Genomic DNA, 16,237 nt, shown 5'->3' on the forward strand with positions numbered 1-16,237 from the left:
GAATCCACCCATACCATTTCCATTTCTCACTATTTTTCATGTCTTATCGCTCCGCTTTCGAATCTTTTTTCTCTATGTTCTACTAACATCTGCTGTTATAAAAGTCCCGTGCTTCTTATTCCTCATTATAACATTCGTATCTAAGGAAAAAAGTGACGATTCCATGAACCTTTTTTCTTGCCCAATTTCTCACTAGAATCCAAATAAAGATATAATAACTATTTTAAAAACAGTTATTACACCCTTATATATCAACACTTACAAAATATTTACCTTCTCTGTCTTCTATATGTATATCCTATTTATTCATAACAAAAAAATCAGAAAAAGATGCTACCCAGTAACATTTCCACCTGATTTACCTATTATTCCCTGTATAGTGAAATACGATTTCTCAGGTCCTTTTTGCTTTTCGGAGGATTCAAGCATAACGACCCACCAATCTCTAGAATCCTACTTCACTCCAACTCTAAAGAAAAAAACGAACGGTGTCTCCCGCTCAGTTTTATTTTATTAATCAGATGAATAGGAACGACAGTGAGTATACAAATTCATGCGTTACATCACGTTTCCCGCCTTCGGATCCAGCTTCAAGAGCCAGCCTCTCGGAAATTTCGTGGCCTCCGCAAAAGTCAAAAGAGGACTTTCACTGCGCCCTCTAACAATTTCTGTCGAGGCTAAACGGGCTCTTTCAGCTTTTCATTTTAAACCCAATCCCCCAAACCGTCTCCACAAACTCTCGGTCTGGCGCTACTTTCCCTAACTTCCCGCGAATATTACTCATATGTACATTCACCGTGTTCTCATCAATGAACTCCGTCTCGCCCCATACCGACGAAAAAATATTCTCCTTCGTGAAAACCTTGTTCGGATTACTAAGCAACAATTTTAAAATTCCAAACTCACGGGCGGTCAAACGAATATCCACACCATCAACCTGCGCACTATAACGATCCTCTGACAAAGATAACCCATTCCAAACTAACGTATCCGGGACGTCAGCCGCAGTACTCCCTTTTCGCAATTGAACTTCCACACGTGCCAATAACTCCTCAATATCAAATGGTTTCGTCATGTAATCACTGGCTCCCAATTTCAACAAATCCACTTTATCCATCACCGTATTTTTAGCCGAAATCACGATAATCGCCGCTGCTTGTTTCGCTGTAATTTCTTCCACCAACTCCTCACCAGTCATTCCAGGCAACATCAAATCGCACAGCAGCAAGTCAAACGCCTCACTGTTCCAATATAATTTTGCCTCTGTGCCGGAAAATGCTTGCGTTACGGTATAGCCCTCGCGCGTCAACACGTCTGAAATCAGATGGTTAATATCATTGTCGTCCTCTGCAATCAAAATTTTTCCTAAACTCATGAACCCACGCTCCTTCTTGTCCATCTTCTCACAATTAGTTAAAAATCGCAAAAAAAGATAGCAATCAAAGACCGCTACCTTTTTCTAACTTATAACTTCTCTTGTAAAAATTCACTGATCAATTCATACGTCTCATCCGTTGCAGCAGAAGGCGTACTCATGAAGCCATGTGTTACCTTCTCCAAACGTTTCGCGTAAACTGGAACGCCAGCATCTTTTAATTTCTCAGCATAAGCTTCACCTTGATCGCGCAATGGATCGTATTCAGCAGTCGCCACAAATGCTACTGGTAAGTCAGAAATATCTTTACTACGAATCGGTGCAACAAGTGGATCATATTTGCGATCGCCAGCACCGGATAAGTAAAGTTTGAAATATTTATCCAGTGATTCTTTCGTCAAAACATAGCCTTCCGCGAACTCATCCATGGACGGATAAAGTACCGAAGCATCTCTTGAGAAAATATCAACAGGCGGATACAGCAAAATTTGTTTGGAAATATTCGGTGTTCCTTTTGATTTAGCTAACTGGGCAACAACGGCCGCGATATTCCCGCCGGCGCTATCCCCTGCAACAACAATATCTTTTGATTTCGCACGTAAACTCGTTAAATGCTTCGAAACCCAAGCTACCGTCGCATATGCGTCTTCAATCGCTGCTGGGAACGGATTTTCAGGTGCTAAACGATAATCCACCGAAATCACGCGATATCCAGTTGTTTGGACTAATTTACGAGCAATGCCATCTGTTGTTTGTACGCTACCAGTTACAAAGCCGCCACCATGGAAATATACCATCAATGGATACGGGCCATCAGCTTCTGGTGAATAAATACGAAGACTGATTTTGCCGCCGGGGCCATCGATTTTCTTATTTTCAATTTCGCCGACTTCGATATCTTTCGCTGCTGGAAGTGCTTTTTCAGCTAGGCGGATGTATTTGTAACGGGAATCTACATCCGATAGTGGTGCTGTCTTTTTCACATAATCTTGTGCTGCTTCTTCTAGATTGTCAAGAACCTTTGGATCGTACTCCCGTTTACCGACTGCCTTCTTGTAAATAAAGAAAATAGCAACCAATGGTAACAATACAATACTGACTAAAACAATTCCAATCCATTTCAATGTCTGTTTCAATTACGCTCACTCCTCAAATATAATCTCAAGTAATTCACCTCTTAAGTATAGCAGTTTTAAAAAATTTTAACCAATTTGTAGGCTAGGAAAACACGCAAGTTGATGCGATTCCGCTTTCGTTTTTATGGATATTTAATCATTTTTATGAATAAAAATAAATAAAATAGTTGAATTAACATTAGTATGATGGTATTATTAGTTTTATCGAAATGTATATTTATTAATAAAAGGGGATGTAGAGATGACAAAAGAAAAAATCGTTCTTGCTTATTCTGGTGGTTTAGATACCTCCGTTGCGATTCAGTGGTTGGCCGAAGAAAATTATGACGTGATTGCCTGTTGTTTAGATGTTGGCGAAGGAAAAGACTTGGAATTTATTAAAGAAAAGGCTCTGACAGTCGGTGCATCGGCGTCATACACGATTGATGCGCGTGAGGAATTTGCGGAAGATTTCGCTTTAATCGCGTTGCAGGCCCATGCTTATTATGAAGGAAAGTATCCACTGATTTCAGCGCTCTCTCGTCCATTGATTGCGAAGAAGCTCGTGGAAGTGGCTAGACAAGAAGGTGCCGCTGCCATCGCTCACGGTTGTACTGGGAAAGGAAATGACCAAGTTCGTTTCGAAGTGGCGATCCATGCCCTAGCACCAGATTTGAAAGTCGTTGCGCCCGTTCGTGATTGGAAATGGTCGCGTGAAGAAGAAATCGAATATGCACAAAAACATAATATCCCGGTTCCAATTGACCTTGATAATCCGTTTTCTATCGATCAAAACTTGTGGGGACGTTCGAATGAGTGTGGCGTTTTGGAAAATCCATGGGTTGCTCCACCAGAAGCTGCGTATGACTTAACCGTGGCGCTAGAAGACACGCCAAATACACCAGAAATCATCGAAATCGAGTTTTTAGCCGGGGTTCCGGTTGCTTTGAACGGTGAATCCCTAAGCCTCGCTGTTCTGATTCAAAAATTAAACAAGATAGCCGGCGCGCATGGGGTTGGTCGGATTGATCATATTGAAAACCGTCTTGTCGGCATTAAATCACGGGAAGTCTACGAATGCCCTGCCGCGGTTGCCCTAATTACGGCGCATAAAGAGCTGGAAGATTTGACGTTTGTTCGTGAAGTCGCGCATTTTAAACCGGTAATCGAGCAGAAAATTAGCGAAGTTATCTATAACGCGCTTTGGTTCTCGCCGCTTACAAGTTCGCTCGTGGCCTTCTTGAAAGATACGCAAAAATATGTGAACGGTACGATTCGGATGAAACTTTTCAAAGGACATGCGATTGTGGAAGGTCGGAAATCACCGAATTCACTTTATGACGAGAACTTGGCGACATACACTTCGGCGGATACATTCGATCAAGACGCAGCGGTTGGATTCATCAAGCTTTGGGGCTTGCCAACGAAAGTTAGCGCAGAAGTCAATGCAAAATTAAACGCGAAAACAGAGGTGTAAACAATGGAAAAATTATGGGGCGGTCGTTTTCAAGGAAAAAGTGAGGCGTGGATCGATGAATTCGGCGCCTCGATTTCCTTTGATGCAAAACTGGCAAAACAAGATATTACGGGAAGTTTGGCGCATGTGGCAATGCTCGGAAAATGTGGCATTATTTCAGCGGATGAAGCGGCGCAAATCACGGCTGGGCTTGAAGTTTTAGCTGGAAAATTGGCGGCTGGCGAACTGGAATTCAGTGTGGTGAACGAGGATATTCATCTGAACATCGAGAAATTGCTACATGAAGAAATAGGCCCTGTAGCTGGGAAATTACATACGGCGCGGAGTCGGAATGATCAAGTCGCGACGGATATGCATTTGTATTTGAAGGAAGCGGTGACCGAGATTATAGCTTCTTTGGCGCATTTGCGAACGGTGCTTGTGGTGAAAGCGGAGAGTCATGTCGAGACGATTATGCCTGGTTATACGCATTTACAGCACGCCCAACCGATTTCTTTTGCGCATCATTTATTGGCTTACTACGGTATGTTTAGCCGTGACTTGGAGCGCTTGACGGAGAGCATGAAGCGGATTGATATTTCCCCACTTGGTTGCGCGGCGCTTGCTGGGACGACTTTTCCGATTGATCGGGCGTTTAGTGCTGAACAGCTTGGTTTTAGCGCGATGTATGATAACAGTTTGGACGGCGTTAGTGATCGCGATTTTATTATCGAATTTTTGAGTAATAGCGCCCTTTTGATGACGCATTTGTCGCGTTTTTGTGAGGAATTGATTTTGTGGACGAGTCATGAGTTCCAGTTTGTCGAGTTGATTGATGCGTTTGCGACGGGAAGCAGTATTATGCCACAGAAAAAAAACCCCGATATGGCGGAGTTGATTCGTGGGAAAACTGGTCGTGTTTACGGTAATTTATTCGGATTACTGACAGTCTTAAAAGGCTTACCGCTCGCGTATAACAAGGATTTGCAGGAAGATAAAGAAGGCATGTTTGACACGGTTCATACAGTGAAAACGAGCCTCGATATATTCGCTGGGATGATTGAAACAATGAAAGTCAACACGTCTGTTATGGAGCAATCGACGCAAAAAGATTTTTCCAATGCGACCGAACTTGCCGACTACCTTGCTAAAAAAGGCGTGCCGTTCCGTGAAGCCCATGAAATTGTTGGGAAACTAGTTCTCGATTGCACGCAAAAAGGGATTTATTTGCAGGATGTCACGCTCGAAGACTATCAAGCGATTCAACCCATTATTGAGCAAGATATTTATGACGCGCTTGCCTCCTATACCGCAGTCGCGAAACGTAATTCCTACGGTGGTACAGGTTTCGACCAGATTAGAGCCATGATTGAAAAAGCAAAACAAACGTTATAATTACAAAACGAGGACTACCCAATTTTCAGTGGAGTCCTCGTTTTTTGTTCACTTATTTTCAATGTATACTTTTTTGTATGGATACATTACAATGATAAGGATTAAAACTAAAAGGAGTGACAAAATGGTACAAGCAAAAATGGTTTTTCTAACGTTACCTGTAAAAAAATTAAACGCATCGGTGGATTTCTTCACAGCACTAGGCTTTGAATTCAACCCACAATTCACGGATGAAAATGCGACATGCTTGATTTTAAATGATACTACAATGGTTATGTTGGTAGTAGAGGATTATTTCAAAACGTTCACGAAGAAAGAAATTTCAGACGCTACAACATCAACTGAAGCTATTCTAGGCTTTTCTGCCGATAGTCGCGAAGGTGTCGACATGTTTGTTGAAAAAGCACTCGCTTCTGGTGGTTCTGTATCCAACGAGAAAGTAGACCACGGCTTTATGTATAGCGGCAGTTTCCAAGATGTTGACGGACATTTATGGGAAGTTATGTACATGGATCCCAACTTCGTACAATAAAATATAACAAGAGTCTTGATTACCTCAATAATAAGGTTCTCAGGACTCTTTTTATATTGCTTTATTTTATAGTCAATGCGCTCGCCGTTTTTGTTGCCTGTGTCATCATTTCTTGAATCAGCGCGTCAACTGGCTTGATTTCTGTAATCATGCCCGTAATTTGTCCAGCCATAACCGAGCCGTTTTCCGTATCGCCTTCTTGCACGGCTTTTCGTAAAGAGCCAAGCGTCAGTTCTTCAAGCACATCGCGATCCACGTTCTCATCCTCTAAACGCTGATATTCCTTGATCATCTGATTTTTAATACTACGAACCGGAGCACCATTTCGGCGACCAGTCACGACCGTATCACGATCTTTCGCCTTCAAACACGCTAATTTAAAATTCTCGTGAACCGGGCATTCATCCGTTGCAAGGAAACGCGTACCAATTTGCACACCTTGAGCCCCCAGCGCAAAAGCAGCCGCAATCCCGCGTCCATCACCAATTCCACCCGCCCCAATGACCGGAATCGAAACAGCATCAACCACTTGCGGCAAAAGCGCCATCGTCGTCGTCTCACCAACATGTCCACCAGCTTCCGTGCCCTCTGCCACCACCGCATCCGCGCCGAGCTGCTCCATTTTGCGAGCAATCATCACAGACGGCACAACCGGAATAACCGTTATGCCAGCCTCTTTCCAGATAGGCATATACGTTTTCGGCGTTCCAGCCCCAGTCGTCACTACTTTCACACCTTCTTCTATAATAACCGCCGTCAATTCCTCGATATTCGTCATCATCAGCATTAAGTTAACGCCAAACGGTTTATCCGTCAAGGCTTTTGTTTTCTGAATCTCAGCGCGCAATTCCTCTCCGCTCATACCGCCCGATGCGATAATTCCGAGTCCGCCAGCATTCGATACAGCTGCAACAAGCGGCGCCTTCGCGATTTGTGCCATCGCACCTTGCATAATAGGATATTTGATGTGTAATAATTCCGTTATTGACATGATTTTCTCCTCCGATACAGTTTTCCATAAGATCCTTACTCCATGTATATTTTCTCACAAAGATTCCTAAAAAACAACCACTTCTCCTAAAAATGGCTGTCCTTTCGTAAAAATTTACGCTTCATTCTTCGTCTGCACGGCTAGCAAGATGCACCCAGTAACCCCAGCATCATCCTCCAATTTCGGCGGTACAATATATTCCTCCAAATCCGGTAACTGAATATAGCCCGCAATCAACGTTTTTAATTTCTGACGAACGAGCGGGAAAACTTGGCGCTGCTTCATGACACCGCCCCCAATTACAATTCGTTCCGGTGACAAAATCAAACTATAATTCATCAAAGCTTGCGCGATATAATGCGCTTCCAAATTCCAAACTTCCTCATTTTCCGCTAGTTCCACGCCTTTCTTACCCCAACGTTTTTCGATAGCTCCACCTGCCGCGAGTCCTTCCAAACAATCATCATGGTACGGACAATTGCCCTGATAGCGATCATGCTTATGTCGGCGAACCATAATATGCCCCATTTCTGGATGTGAATAACCCTCTAACATTTTGCCATTCACAACAGCACCCGCACCGATTCCCGTCCCAATCGTGATATACATACAGCTCGAAAGCCCTTCTGCCGCACCAAGTGTCACCTCGCCAAGTGCCGCTGCATTCACATCCGTCGTAAAGCCAATTGGCACCTCAAATGCCTTTTTCAGCGCGCCAACAATATCATAATTCCGCCACGCTAATTTCGGTGTAGACGTGATGTAGCCGTATGTTGGGCTCGATTTCCGCACATCAATAGGACCAAATGAACCGACACCAATCGCCTCCAAATCCCCCTCATATTGCTTAAAAAACCGTTCCACAGATTTCATCGTCTCGGCCGGCTCCGTTGTAGGATACGTCTCACGCTTCAAAACCTTACCAGACGCATCTCCCACTGCCACAACAAACTTCGTACCGCCTGCCTCAATCGCTCCAAAAACCATTCCAATCCACTCCAATCTCATTATGTATTCGTTTACATTCTACATCAAAAAACACAACTTGAGAAGCTTATTATCTAACAATTATTATTATTGATTATATATACCTAATTTAACAGACAATTAAAGGTGAGGAAAATCACTTTCTGAAAATCCAATGACACAGTCGCTCATATTGCTTAAAATACGCCGGAATCTCCTCTTTTTCTAGTCCCACGTACATATTCGCCACAATGCTCTCATTGTACCATTTCTGCAAGTCATACCCACGCTTAAAATAGCTCCAGACCTTATTTCCTTCTGAGCTCAGCGCATATTTAACCGATTGCAAATTATCCAGTTTATCCGCCACAATAATCGCTTTTTGCTCCAATGTGCCCGTGCGAACAACATCAATCGTATGAGCCTTTCGTTCCTCCCAGGTCTGCGATTTATCCTCCGTATGAGAAGCCACAAGCTCCGCAACATCCATACCAAAAGCCGCTCGAATCTCCTCCAGCGTCACCGGCGTATCCTCCACCACATCATGCAAAAATCCCGCCGCCACAACTTCTTCACGAAATCCCGCATCACGCAATATATGAGCCACATTCCGCGGATGCGTAAAATAAGGCTCCCCTGTTATTTTACGACGCTGCGTCCGATGTGCCTGTTCTGCAAAATCACTAGCTAGCCGATACATCCCACATTTCCCCCTATCTATTTTTTAAAAGGGCCTTGGCAATTCACCAAAGCCCCAGTTTGAGTGCATTTCTCTAAAAATACAACGTCTGTCGTCACGCGCTGTGATGAATTTGCCTATCACCTAGCTCTTGAAGCGGTCGATTCGTATCCTCGATAATATCTTGGAAAGCTTCAAAATCTTCTTCAGCAACGCTCGTCGCGTCTCTCAGAACAATCCATGTCACGCCTTCAAAAGTCGGTGGCGTCGTGAGTGATCCTTGATACGTAAAGTATGCCCTATTATCAGGTAAAAATCCACTAACATCTAGCGAAAGCTCTTTTTCAATACCGAAATCAGCAAAAACCTCTGGGAAAATCGAAGCTAACTCCCCAAAATCGCTACCTTCCAATTCCTGCTCCATCCAAATCCCTAAAACGAGACGTTCACCCGCTTCATTCATATGCACCAAATGCCATTCCATCGCAAAATAATGCTCGTTTAGTGTATGTTCACTTGGGACATGACCATGAAAAGCAATCAAATTATACCGCTGTCCACCATACGTTAATCCCTGTTCCTTACTCTGTGGAAAAAGATGTACCGAATTCTCCACACGTCTCACCGTATATTTCGTTTCCTTGTAATCTAGTTCGAGCGGCGGAGCCCCCTGTACTTCCATCACTTTCTCCATATGAATATCAATTGGTGACTGATTCTTTCCTGTTTTCGCGATCTCATACTCATCACAAATATGTCCCCAATAATGCGGTCCCTTTTCCCCTTTATAGGACCATTTCACAAGTGGCTCTGTCATGCATCATTCCTCTTTTCATTAAAAAATTGCGCTCTATTTTGTAATCCCTATTATGCGAATATTTCGTGAATAGTTCTTCAAGTTGTTTTTTTATGTTCTTTTTATTATACTGAAAATCCGTCAAATTGCCAGTATGTTTTCTCGAAAGTGGAAAAAACAATTTCATAAAGCCGCAAGAATCCCACTAAATAGCCAATCCTTACACAAAAAAAGAAGACCACCAAAATCAGTAGTCTTCCCCCATTTAAAAGTAATCTGAAAAATACGGCGTCTCATTAGGAATCATTTTCTCCAACTGCTTCACAACCGCATCGCTCGCCATTAATCGTCCAATTTTACGCAAATATTTCGGGCGTTTGTAGCCAAAAAACATGGTCGTCAGCGTCTGAATGTCAATCTCAACCGCTTCCCCATCCGCCTCTTTGACCATCTCAAAATCACCATTTTCATGCCAAGTAAAAGCGAAAGTTCCCTGATTCCAATCCAGCAAATCATCCGTCACTCTGAAATGAAAATCCGCCTGCTTCTCCGCAAAAGGATACTTCTTGAAAAAGCCCTCCACATCAACAATCCGCGCCATATAATAAGGATGAATCGTCTCCGTAATATCACTATCCTCCATCAAAAATGCAATCGGCGCATTGGTATACATTTTCCCTTTTACATGCGTCACCATCGAGAAATGCGCACTAATAAAGTTCCACAAACCATGCCGCGCCTCTTGGGTTAAATACACCATTTCCTTCATATGAAAAATATCATCAGCAATCCAATAATACATAAATCCTTGGGGTTCGTTCGCCTCGTCATAATACACAGCCGCAATCATCTCTTCGCGTTCCCAGCGCCAGTATTCTTCCCAGGCCAGCGAATCACGAATCATCGCAACGTGCTGATTCCGAGCAAAACGGTCATACGTTTTCAATACATCTTCATGCTCAATATCGAGGCGCTCCACCATTCCCTTCACAGGAACATTCTCCGGAAGCTGCGTATCCTTAATCGAAAATGTCATCACGTCCGTTATAATCTCCCAACCTTTACGGCGATAATACGGAATAGAATACGGATACAAATAAGAAATCGTCTGCTCTCGGTCGCGCATCTCCTTCAAACTTTGTCGCATCAGACGGTGCATCAAGCCAAAGTTCGCATACTCAGGATACGTCCCAACGCCTGTCACACCGCCCATTTTATATATCTCGCCGAAAATATTCACATTCATCGGGTACACTGCCATTTGTGAAATCAGTTTATCTCCGTCGAACCAACCGATAACGTCCGCTTTTCGTAACACGGGACGTTTTGCTTGCTCAATTTCGTCTTCCGCCCAGCCAACTTCATGAAGCTCCTGATTCGTCACCTGGAACACGTACCGCAGCAAATCATTGAATTGCGATAAGTGCTCCATCTCTAATGTTTTCATTTTCAACCTATCTTGGACATTCTGCTGCCCCATATTTTCTACCTCTCTCCTAAAAGCTTGCCAACCTACCTCTATTGTACATTGAAATCATGCCCCTTCGCAATTCCTTTACTTCCGTTTCGCGACAACTTCTTGGTAGCGTTTCTCGAGCTCAGCTTTTTCGGTAGCGGTTAATCTCGGCTCCATTAATTTGGCCGCAATGGCTGACATCTCCATTTCCAACAACAATTTGTCCTCCTCAACCCGCGTTTCCACCGTCTTTTTCGCATTCTCCCAGTCCGCATACGTCCCGTCAAATAACGTCAATTTCGCCTCTTCCAAAACTAAAAGGGACGTCGCGACCTTCCTAACAAAAGTCCGATCATGCGACACGAACAATACCGTTCCAGAATAACCACTAATCAAACTTTCCAAAGCCTTCATTGCATTAATATCCAAATAATTCGTCGGCTCATCCAAAATAAGCACATTCGCATCACTCAGCAGAATCATCGCGAGCGCTAATTTCACCCGTTCCCCACCAGATAAAACTGTCGTATCTTTCGCCAAATCAGCCGCGGTAAACTGCAAACTCCCAAGACAATCTCGGTTCATTTGATCATCATGAATGCTCACTTCTTGTATGTTCTCCCACAACGTCTTCGTCAAATCCACTTGCTTTAACTGCTGATCAAAATAGGCAATTTTCACTTTATCGCCACGCTTAATCGCCTCGTTTGATTGCATAATTTGTCGTAGGAAAGTCGTTTTTCCACTCGCATTTTTCCCAATAAGCGCCACTTTCTCACCGCTCTTCAAGCTAAATGTCGCATCTGAAAACAACACTCGTTTGCTGACCTTCGCCTGCAATTGATTCACACGGATGACCGTATTCCCTTGCTTGATTTGATTCTGTTCAGGAAGCGTAATCTTAATCGCTTTTTGCTGAAACGGCTTGTCAACTCTCTCCAACCGATCAATTCGTTGCTCCAACGCCTTGATTGTTTTATGTTGCTTCTTCTCCTGCACGCCTTTTCCCGGTTTTGCAGCCCGAATCTGCCTTGACGAAAATCGCTTATTTGGCTTCCGAAGACCCTGCGCTGTTTTCTCGTGATGTTGTTGCGACTCCTCTAATTGTCGCTTTTTCGCCTGGTACTGCTCATACCCTGCTTCGGCCCTATCCTGCTCCGCTTGTTTCGCCGCCTCATAAGCACTATAATTCCCCGGATAAACTGTGATTCGCGCCTGATCCAGCTCCCAAATTGTCGTACAAATCGCATCCAAAAACATCCGATCATGTGAGATAACAAACAACGTCCCAGCATACCGCTTCCACTGGCGCTCCAAATGTTTCACGCTGTCCACATCCAAATTAGACGTCGGCTCATCGGCAAAAAGCAAGTTCGGCTGCTCCGCCAAAATCCGTTGCACAGCCTTCCTCGTTTTTTCACCACCAGAAAGTTTCGCATCCTCCGGCAAAATTTGCGGCAAGTAACCCGTCGTGCCATTTCGCGTCACAACCCCTTGATCCGGCGTCGTCACCCCAGCCATTATCTCAAGCAGCGTTGTCTTGCCGAGCCCATTCCGGCCAACAATCCCAATCCGCTCCCCACGATTCGCCATCAGATGCGGAATCTCAAACAACACCCGATCCGCTATCTCTTTCTTCACATCATGAATCTCTAAAATTAACATAAAAAAACCTCCTATTTATCTAGAATAGGAAGTCAGAAAACAAGCCTGTCAGCCATTTTGCCAACACACAAACCTGTCTTTATTCGCTCTGCGTCATTTTGAGCACAGCAATCCCATTCTAGAAAATTTCGTTCGCTAATAAAACAGACCACAATCCGTTCCATTCAACGCTTATTCGAATTCTCTTAAAAAATAGGATTACATTTTCATCGGCTCAAAAGACACCCCTTTGCATTTATTGACTTTATATTAACGCATTTCTTGAAAAAAATCAACCCCAGCGCACAGACTTAACGACGAAGATCTATGTTTGTCGGCTCGCTGGGGTTCGGTGGTACTTTCATGAACCTACAAGCTTTAGTCTTCTACTGGAATTTTTGCTTCGAATTCTTTTTCTTTTGGTGCGGCTTTTTTATAGGCTAGGTAGTAAAATAGGGAAACAAATATGGCGCCTCCGACTACGTTGCCTAAATAAACGGGGATTACATTGCTGATGAATTGGCTCCATGAGTAGCTTCCTGCAAAAATTGCTGCTGGAATGATGAACATATTTGCAACAACGTGCTGAAAACCAATCGCAACGAATGCCATAACGGGGAACCAAATTCCTAAAATTTTGCCGGTGAAGTCTTTCGCTGCGTAACAAAGCCAAACCGCAATGCTCACGAACCAGTTACAGCCAATGCCTGACACAAAGGCGACCCAGAATGGATCCTTAATCTTCGCACCAGCCGTGGCAATTGTTTTTGCTAGAAAATCGCCTTCTGTGAGTCCAACAAAATGCCCGAAGAAGAAGGCAATCGCGAGTGCTCCGACGAAATTCATAATCGTCACAATCGCCCAATTGCGTAATAACTGGCCAACCGAAATTTTGCGATCAAACCAAGCGAGCGCAACGACCATCATGTTTCCTGTGATCAATTCGCCGCCTCCCAGTAAAATACAAACAAGACCAACTGGGAACAGACTCGCCCCGATAAATGTAGCAAAGCTCCCCCACTCATGCGGCATTGTCCCAACTGCGCGAATATAAAGCAAATATCCAAGTGAAATAAAAGCGCCCCCAAGAAATCCTAAAATAATGAGTGTCAGCGTGGAAGAACCAGCCTTTGCTACCCCCTTTTTAATTGTTTCGTCTACTGTCTCTTGTGGTGTGAAATATGCAGCCACAAAAATCCCCTCTTTCTGCTCATGTATGTTTTATCTATATATGATCCTAGTTTACCATTGCGAAAATATGTTAATAATATCACAATATAACGCCTGACATTTCCTTTTTTTCAACATCTCGCGGTAAATCAGGTAATTGCAATCGCTTACTTTTATTATATGCAAGACCAAATAAACAACTTCACCAAAAGCTGTTTATTTGATCCATGTGCCTTAGCCTAAATGCTTCACGATTGGAATCATAATATGAAATCCCTGTTCGTTTCGTGGTACATCAATAGCGCTACTATACACCTCAATTTTGAATGGTAATTCGTCAAAAACGGGATATTCCACCGTAATATATGGTCGATAATCGCGTGCTGCAATGCGTTCTGCGACTTCTTTGTAAGTTTCATTTATATCCGTACCCGCAACATGATCGCACACAAAATACGTATGTGCTGGAATCTCAATCCACTCCATGTCATCCGGGATATTTTCAGGTTTCCAGTTGGCCTTCACAGCTGAATAATACGTGAAACCATCTTCTAAATTATGCACAGACATCCCGAGCAACGTCTTATCGTGCTTCAGACTCTCTTGAGACTCCGCCCAGCTTTCTATTCTCTTGATTGTTTTATGCACCTCACCGTGAAACGCTTCTTCAAAAGTGCCCTTCCAAACAAAAGCAAGCGCAGTAAATCCTTCATGTTCTTCAAAACGTGCAGCTGATAAAGCCATTTTAATCAACTCCTTCATGGGATTTCATTGCTTCTTCTAATCACGTAAATCATACCACAAATCGCAAAAATAATCTCATAATACGTATGAAGAAAATGACAATCCCACGTTTACCAAGAAATTGGCGCTTTCCCCACAGCTTGCAAATAAGCATTGATTTGGCTATACGGCTTGCTCCCGAAAAAGCCATTGTAAGCGGATAAAGGGCTCGGATGGACCGCTGTAATCACTTTATGTTGCCGATTCGTAATCAAAACCTGCTTTTTCTTCGCATCTGCCCCCCAGAGTACAAAAATAACCTGCTCTTCTTTTTCGTTCAGCAATCGGATAATCGCATCCGTGAACTGCTCCCAACCTTTTTTTCGGTGAGATGCGGCTTTTCCAGCTTGTACCGTGAGCACCGTGTTCAGAAGCAACACGCCTTGTTCTGCCCAATCCGTCAAGTTAATATCCGTCCGTGACACACCCAAATCCGCCTCGAGCTCCTTAAACATATTGCGTACAGACGGTGGAAATTTCGCCTCACTAGACGCCACAGAAAAACTCAACCCGTGCGCCTGATTCGGACCGTGATAAGGATCTTGCCCCAAAATAACTACTTTTGTATCCACATAACTCGTCAAATCCAGCGCATGATAAATTGCCTCGCGCGGCGGATAAATCGTCGTTGTTGCGTATTCCTCCTCCACAAAATGCATTAAATCCTTGAAATACGCCTTTTCCTGCTCTTCTTTTAAAAGTACTTGCCAATCATTTTGCATAAAAACGCCTCATTTCTGTATGTATACCCACATCACATATGCGGGCCTTGATTATTTCGATGAATCCAATCTTTAATCTCAGCGTCCGTTTGCTCCTGATTATCTGATTTTTTCCATTTACGATCCGTTAAATTAGGCAGGAAAAACAAAAGCGCGCATACGACCACAATAAGTAACATGATAAACCACATCTCCTGTGCCTCTCTCTATTTTTATAGTATAGCTTTTTTCTTGAACAGAAGCCAGATTTTCTATAAATTAGCAGAAAAATTGTAAACTTTTAAACCTTTATACCTATTAGTAGTTCAATATTACCAAACATCTTTTTTCATGGTAAATTAAAATAGTTTTAGTGAGCATTTTTAGCTACTAGGATAACTAACCATTTGAGGGAGAGATACAGATGCAACACAGGAAAACATGGGGGAAAGCAGTAATAGCCTTTCTTTTACTATTAACAGCTTTATCTATGAGTCTGAATAAAGCAAACGCAGCAGAAGTAACCGATTGGACAATGGTCACTTGGAATGTCATGGGAGATAGCTTGACAACGGAAAACAACACGTTAGCAACCAAGCGTTATTTCAACTACATCCAAGAAGACCTGCACATCAAGCAGGTCAACAACTACGGGATGAATGGCTCGACAGTTGGCAATCTTTTCGCACCGATAAGTGAACGCTATACAACCATGGACAGTACCGCAAACCTAATCACTGTTTTTGCGGGTATTAATGACTACGGCAAAGGGCAGCCACTCGGTATGGCCAGTGATACGACAAATAAGACATATTACGGTGCGCTCGATGTTCTTTTAAAAGGCCTAACTAAGAAATATCCCGGCCAAAAAATCGCGTTCATATCCATGTATAAACAAGCCTTTTTCCCACCAGAAAATAAGTTAGGCATTCCAGATTATGCATATATCAACGCAGCCATCGAGGTCTGTCACCGTTACAATATCAAGCATTTGAATCTTTACGATTTAGATTCGTTTGACCTTTCAAAACCAGACGTGAATGGCTATAGCGTTGGCGACGGCATTCATTTGAATAATAAGGGCCATCGACATCTTGCGGATACAATGGAAGTATTTTTTAAAGGATTGTAAAAGACAGAGAAGCCCCGAAACAAGCTACTATGTTCTTGTCTGGGGC

General features: G+C 43.3%; 16 protein-coding genes. 4 read left to right on the forward strand and 12 right to left on the reverse strand.

Annotated features, from left to right (window positions below):
• Nucleotides 1–691 precede the first annotated feature (691 nt).
• The gene (locus tag HPK16_RS05405; protein WP_181675987.1) at nt 692–1,375 is read right to left on the reverse strand and encodes a response regulator transcription factor; all 684 of its coding nucleotides are present in this window, start codon (nt 1,373–1,375) and stop codon (nt 692–694) included.
• Between the two features lie 89 nt (nt 1,376–1,464).
• The gene (locus HPK16_RS05410) at nt 1,465–2,511 is read right to left on the reverse strand and encodes an alpha/beta hydrolase (RefSeq protein ID WP_181675988.1); all 1,047 of its coding nucleotides are present in this window, start codon (nt 2,509–2,511) and stop codon (nt 1,465–1,467) included.
• Between the two features lie 241 nt (nt 2,512–2,752).
• On the opposite strand from HPK16_RS05410, the gene HPK16_RS05415 reads away from it, so the two are divergent.
• From HPK16_RS05415 to HPK16_RS05425, 3 genes are all read left to right on the forward strand, one after another.
• The gene (locus tag HPK16_RS05415; protein WP_181675989.1) at nt 2,753–3,967 is read left to right on the forward strand and encodes an argininosuccinate synthase; all 1,215 of its coding nucleotides are present in this window, start codon (nt 2,753–2,755) and stop codon (nt 3,965–3,967) included.
• A 3-nt stretch (nt 3,968–3,970) separates the two neighbouring features.
• Complete coding sequence (gene argH / locus HPK16_RS05420) at nt 3,971–5,341, forward strand: argininosuccinate lyase (protein WP_181675990.1); 1,371 nt, start codon at nt 3,971–3,973, stop codon at nt 5,339–5,341.
• A gap of 124 nt (nt 5,342–5,465) precedes the next feature.
• Nucleotides 5,466–5,873, forward strand: coding sequence for a VOC family protein (locus HPK16_RS05425; protein ID WP_181675991.1), 408 nt, complete (start codon nt 5,466–5,468; stop codon nt 5,871–5,873).
• 61 nt (nt 5,874–5,934) lie between these two features.
• Here HPK16_RS05425 and HPK16_RS05430 read toward each other — a convergent pair whose 3' ends face one another.
• The 10 genes from HPK16_RS05430 to HPK16_RS05475 form a co-directional block, all read right to left on the reverse strand.
• Nucleotides 5,935–6,864 (reverse strand): nitronate monooxygenase, encoded by a 930-nt coding sequence (locus tag HPK16_RS05430; protein WP_181675992.1) that lies wholly within the window; start codon nt 6,862–6,864, stop codon nt 5,935–5,937.
• Between the two features lie 114 nt (nt 6,865–6,978).
• Nucleotides 6,979–7,851: an ROK family protein gene (locus HPK16_RS05435; RefSeq protein ID WP_181675993.1), complete on the reverse strand. Its 873-nt coding sequence runs from the start codon at nt 7,849–7,851 to the stop codon at nt 6,979–6,981.
• A 136-nt stretch (nt 7,852–7,987) separates the two neighbouring features.
• Entirely contained in the window at nt 7,988–8,530 is a 543-nt protein-coding gene (locus HPK16_RS05440) for an HD domain-containing protein (protein ID WP_181675994.1), read from the reverse strand.
• 94 nt (nt 8,531–8,624) lie between these two features.
• Complete coding sequence (locus HPK16_RS05445; RefSeq protein ID WP_181675995.1) at nt 8,625–9,326, reverse strand: carbonic anhydrase; 702 nt, start codon at nt 9,324–9,326, stop codon at nt 8,625–8,627.
• 244 nt (nt 9,327–9,570) lie between these two features.
• Entirely contained in the window at nt 9,571–10,785 is a 1,215-nt protein-coding gene (locus HPK16_RS05450; RefSeq protein WP_181675996.1) for a GNAT family N-acetyltransferase, read from the reverse strand.
• A gap of 75 nt (nt 10,786–10,860) precedes the next feature.
• Nucleotides 10,861–12,426, reverse strand: coding sequence for a ribosomal protection-like ABC-F family protein (abc-f, locus tag HPK16_RS05455; RefSeq protein ID WP_181675997.1), 1,566 nt, complete (start codon nt 12,424–12,426; stop codon nt 10,861–10,863).
• Between the two features lie 357 nt (nt 12,427–12,783).
• Complete coding sequence (locus HPK16_RS05460; protein ID WP_181675998.1) at nt 12,784–13,596, reverse strand: formate/nitrite transporter family protein; 813 nt, start codon at nt 13,594–13,596, stop codon at nt 12,784–12,786.
• A gap of 213 nt (nt 13,597–13,809) precedes the next feature.
• On the reverse strand, nt 13,810–14,319 hold the full coding sequence (locus tag HPK16_RS05465) for a GyrI-like domain-containing protein (protein WP_181675999.1): 510 nt from the start codon (nt 14,317–14,319) through the stop codon (nt 13,810–13,812).
• 110 nt (nt 14,320–14,429) lie between these two features.
• Nucleotides 14,430–15,080 (reverse strand): uracil-DNA glycosylase, encoded by a 651-nt coding sequence (locus HPK16_RS05470; protein ID WP_181676000.1) that lies wholly within the window; start codon nt 15,078–15,080, stop codon nt 14,430–14,432.
• A gap of 32 nt (nt 15,081–15,112) precedes the next feature.
• Entirely contained in the window at nt 15,113–15,259 is a 147-nt protein-coding gene (locus HPK16_RS05475) for a hypothetical protein (RefSeq protein ID WP_181676001.1), read from the reverse strand.
• A gap of 224 nt (nt 15,260–15,483) precedes the next feature.
• Here HPK16_RS05475 and HPK16_RS05480 point away from each other — a divergent pair, with 224 nt between their 5' ends.
• On the forward strand, nt 15,484–16,191 hold the full coding sequence (locus HPK16_RS05480; RefSeq protein WP_181676002.1) for an SGNH/GDSL hydrolase family protein: 708 nt from the start codon (nt 15,484–15,486) through the stop codon (nt 16,189–16,191).
• Nucleotides 16,192–16,237: the final 46 nt, after the last annotated feature.

Source organism: Paenilisteria rustica, assembly GCF_013820765.1.
In the GTDB taxonomy this organism is placed as follows: Bacteria; Bacillota; Bacilli; order Lactobacillales; family Listeriaceae; genus Listeria_A; species Listeria_A rustica.

What these genes read in the sequence shown, in the direction of transcription:
- HPK16_RS05425 (WP_181675991.1), top strand. Translation starts at nt 5,466, where the DNA reads ATGGTACAAGCAAAAATGGTTTTTCTAACGTTACCTGTAAAAAAATTA.
- HPK16_RS05450 (WP_181675996.1), bottom strand. Translation starts at nt 10,785, where the DNA reads ATGGGGCAGCAGAATGTCCAAGATAGGTTGAAAATGAAAACATTAGAG.
- HPK16_RS05475 (WP_181676001.1), bottom strand. Translation starts at nt 15,259, where the DNA reads ATGTTACTTATTGTGGTCGTATGCGCGCTTTTGTTTTTCCTGCCTAAT.
- HPK16_RS05430 (WP_181675992.1), bottom strand. Translation starts at nt 6,864, where the DNA reads ATGTCAATAACGGAATTATTACACATCAAATATCCTATTATGCAAGGT.
- HPK16_RS05465 (WP_181675999.1), bottom strand. Translation starts at nt 14,319, where the DNA reads ATGGCTTTATCAGCTGCACGTTTTGAAGAACATGAAGGATTTACTGCG.
- HPK16_RS05440 (WP_181675994.1), bottom strand. Translation starts at nt 8,530, where the DNA reads ATGTATCGGCTAGCTAGTGATTTTGCAGAACAGGCACATCGGACGCAG.
- HPK16_RS05435 (WP_181675993.1), bottom strand. Translation starts at nt 7,851, where the DNA reads ATGGTTTTTGGAGCGATTGAGGCAGGCGGTACGAAGTTTGTTGTGGCA.
- HPK16_RS05480 (WP_181676002.1), top strand. Translation starts at nt 15,484, where the DNA reads ATGCAACACAGGAAAACATGGGGGAAAGCAGTAATAGCCTTTCTTTTA.
- HPK16_RS05405 (WP_181675987.1), bottom strand. Translation starts at nt 1,375, where the DNA reads ATGAGTTTAGGAAAAATTTTGATTGCAGAGGACGACAATGATATTAAC.
- abc-f (WP_181675997.1), bottom strand. Translation starts at nt 12,426, where the DNA reads ATGTTAATTTTAGAGATTCATGATGTGAAGAAAGAGATAGCGGATCGG.
- HPK16_RS05415 (WP_181675989.1), top strand. Translation starts at nt 2,753, where the DNA reads ATGACAAAAGAAAAAATCGTTCTTGCTTATTCTGGTGGTTTAGATACC.
- HPK16_RS05470 (WP_181676000.1), bottom strand. Translation starts at nt 15,080, where the DNA reads ATGCAAAATGATTGGCAAGTACTTTTAAAAGAAGAGCAGGAAAAGGCG.
- HPK16_RS05445 (WP_181675995.1), bottom strand. Translation starts at nt 9,326, where the DNA reads ATGACAGAGCCACTTGTGAAATGGTCCTATAAAGGGGAAAAGGGACCG.
- argH (WP_181675990.1), top strand. Translation starts at nt 3,971, where the DNA reads ATGGAAAAATTATGGGGCGGTCGTTTTCAAGGAAAAAGTGAGGCGTGG.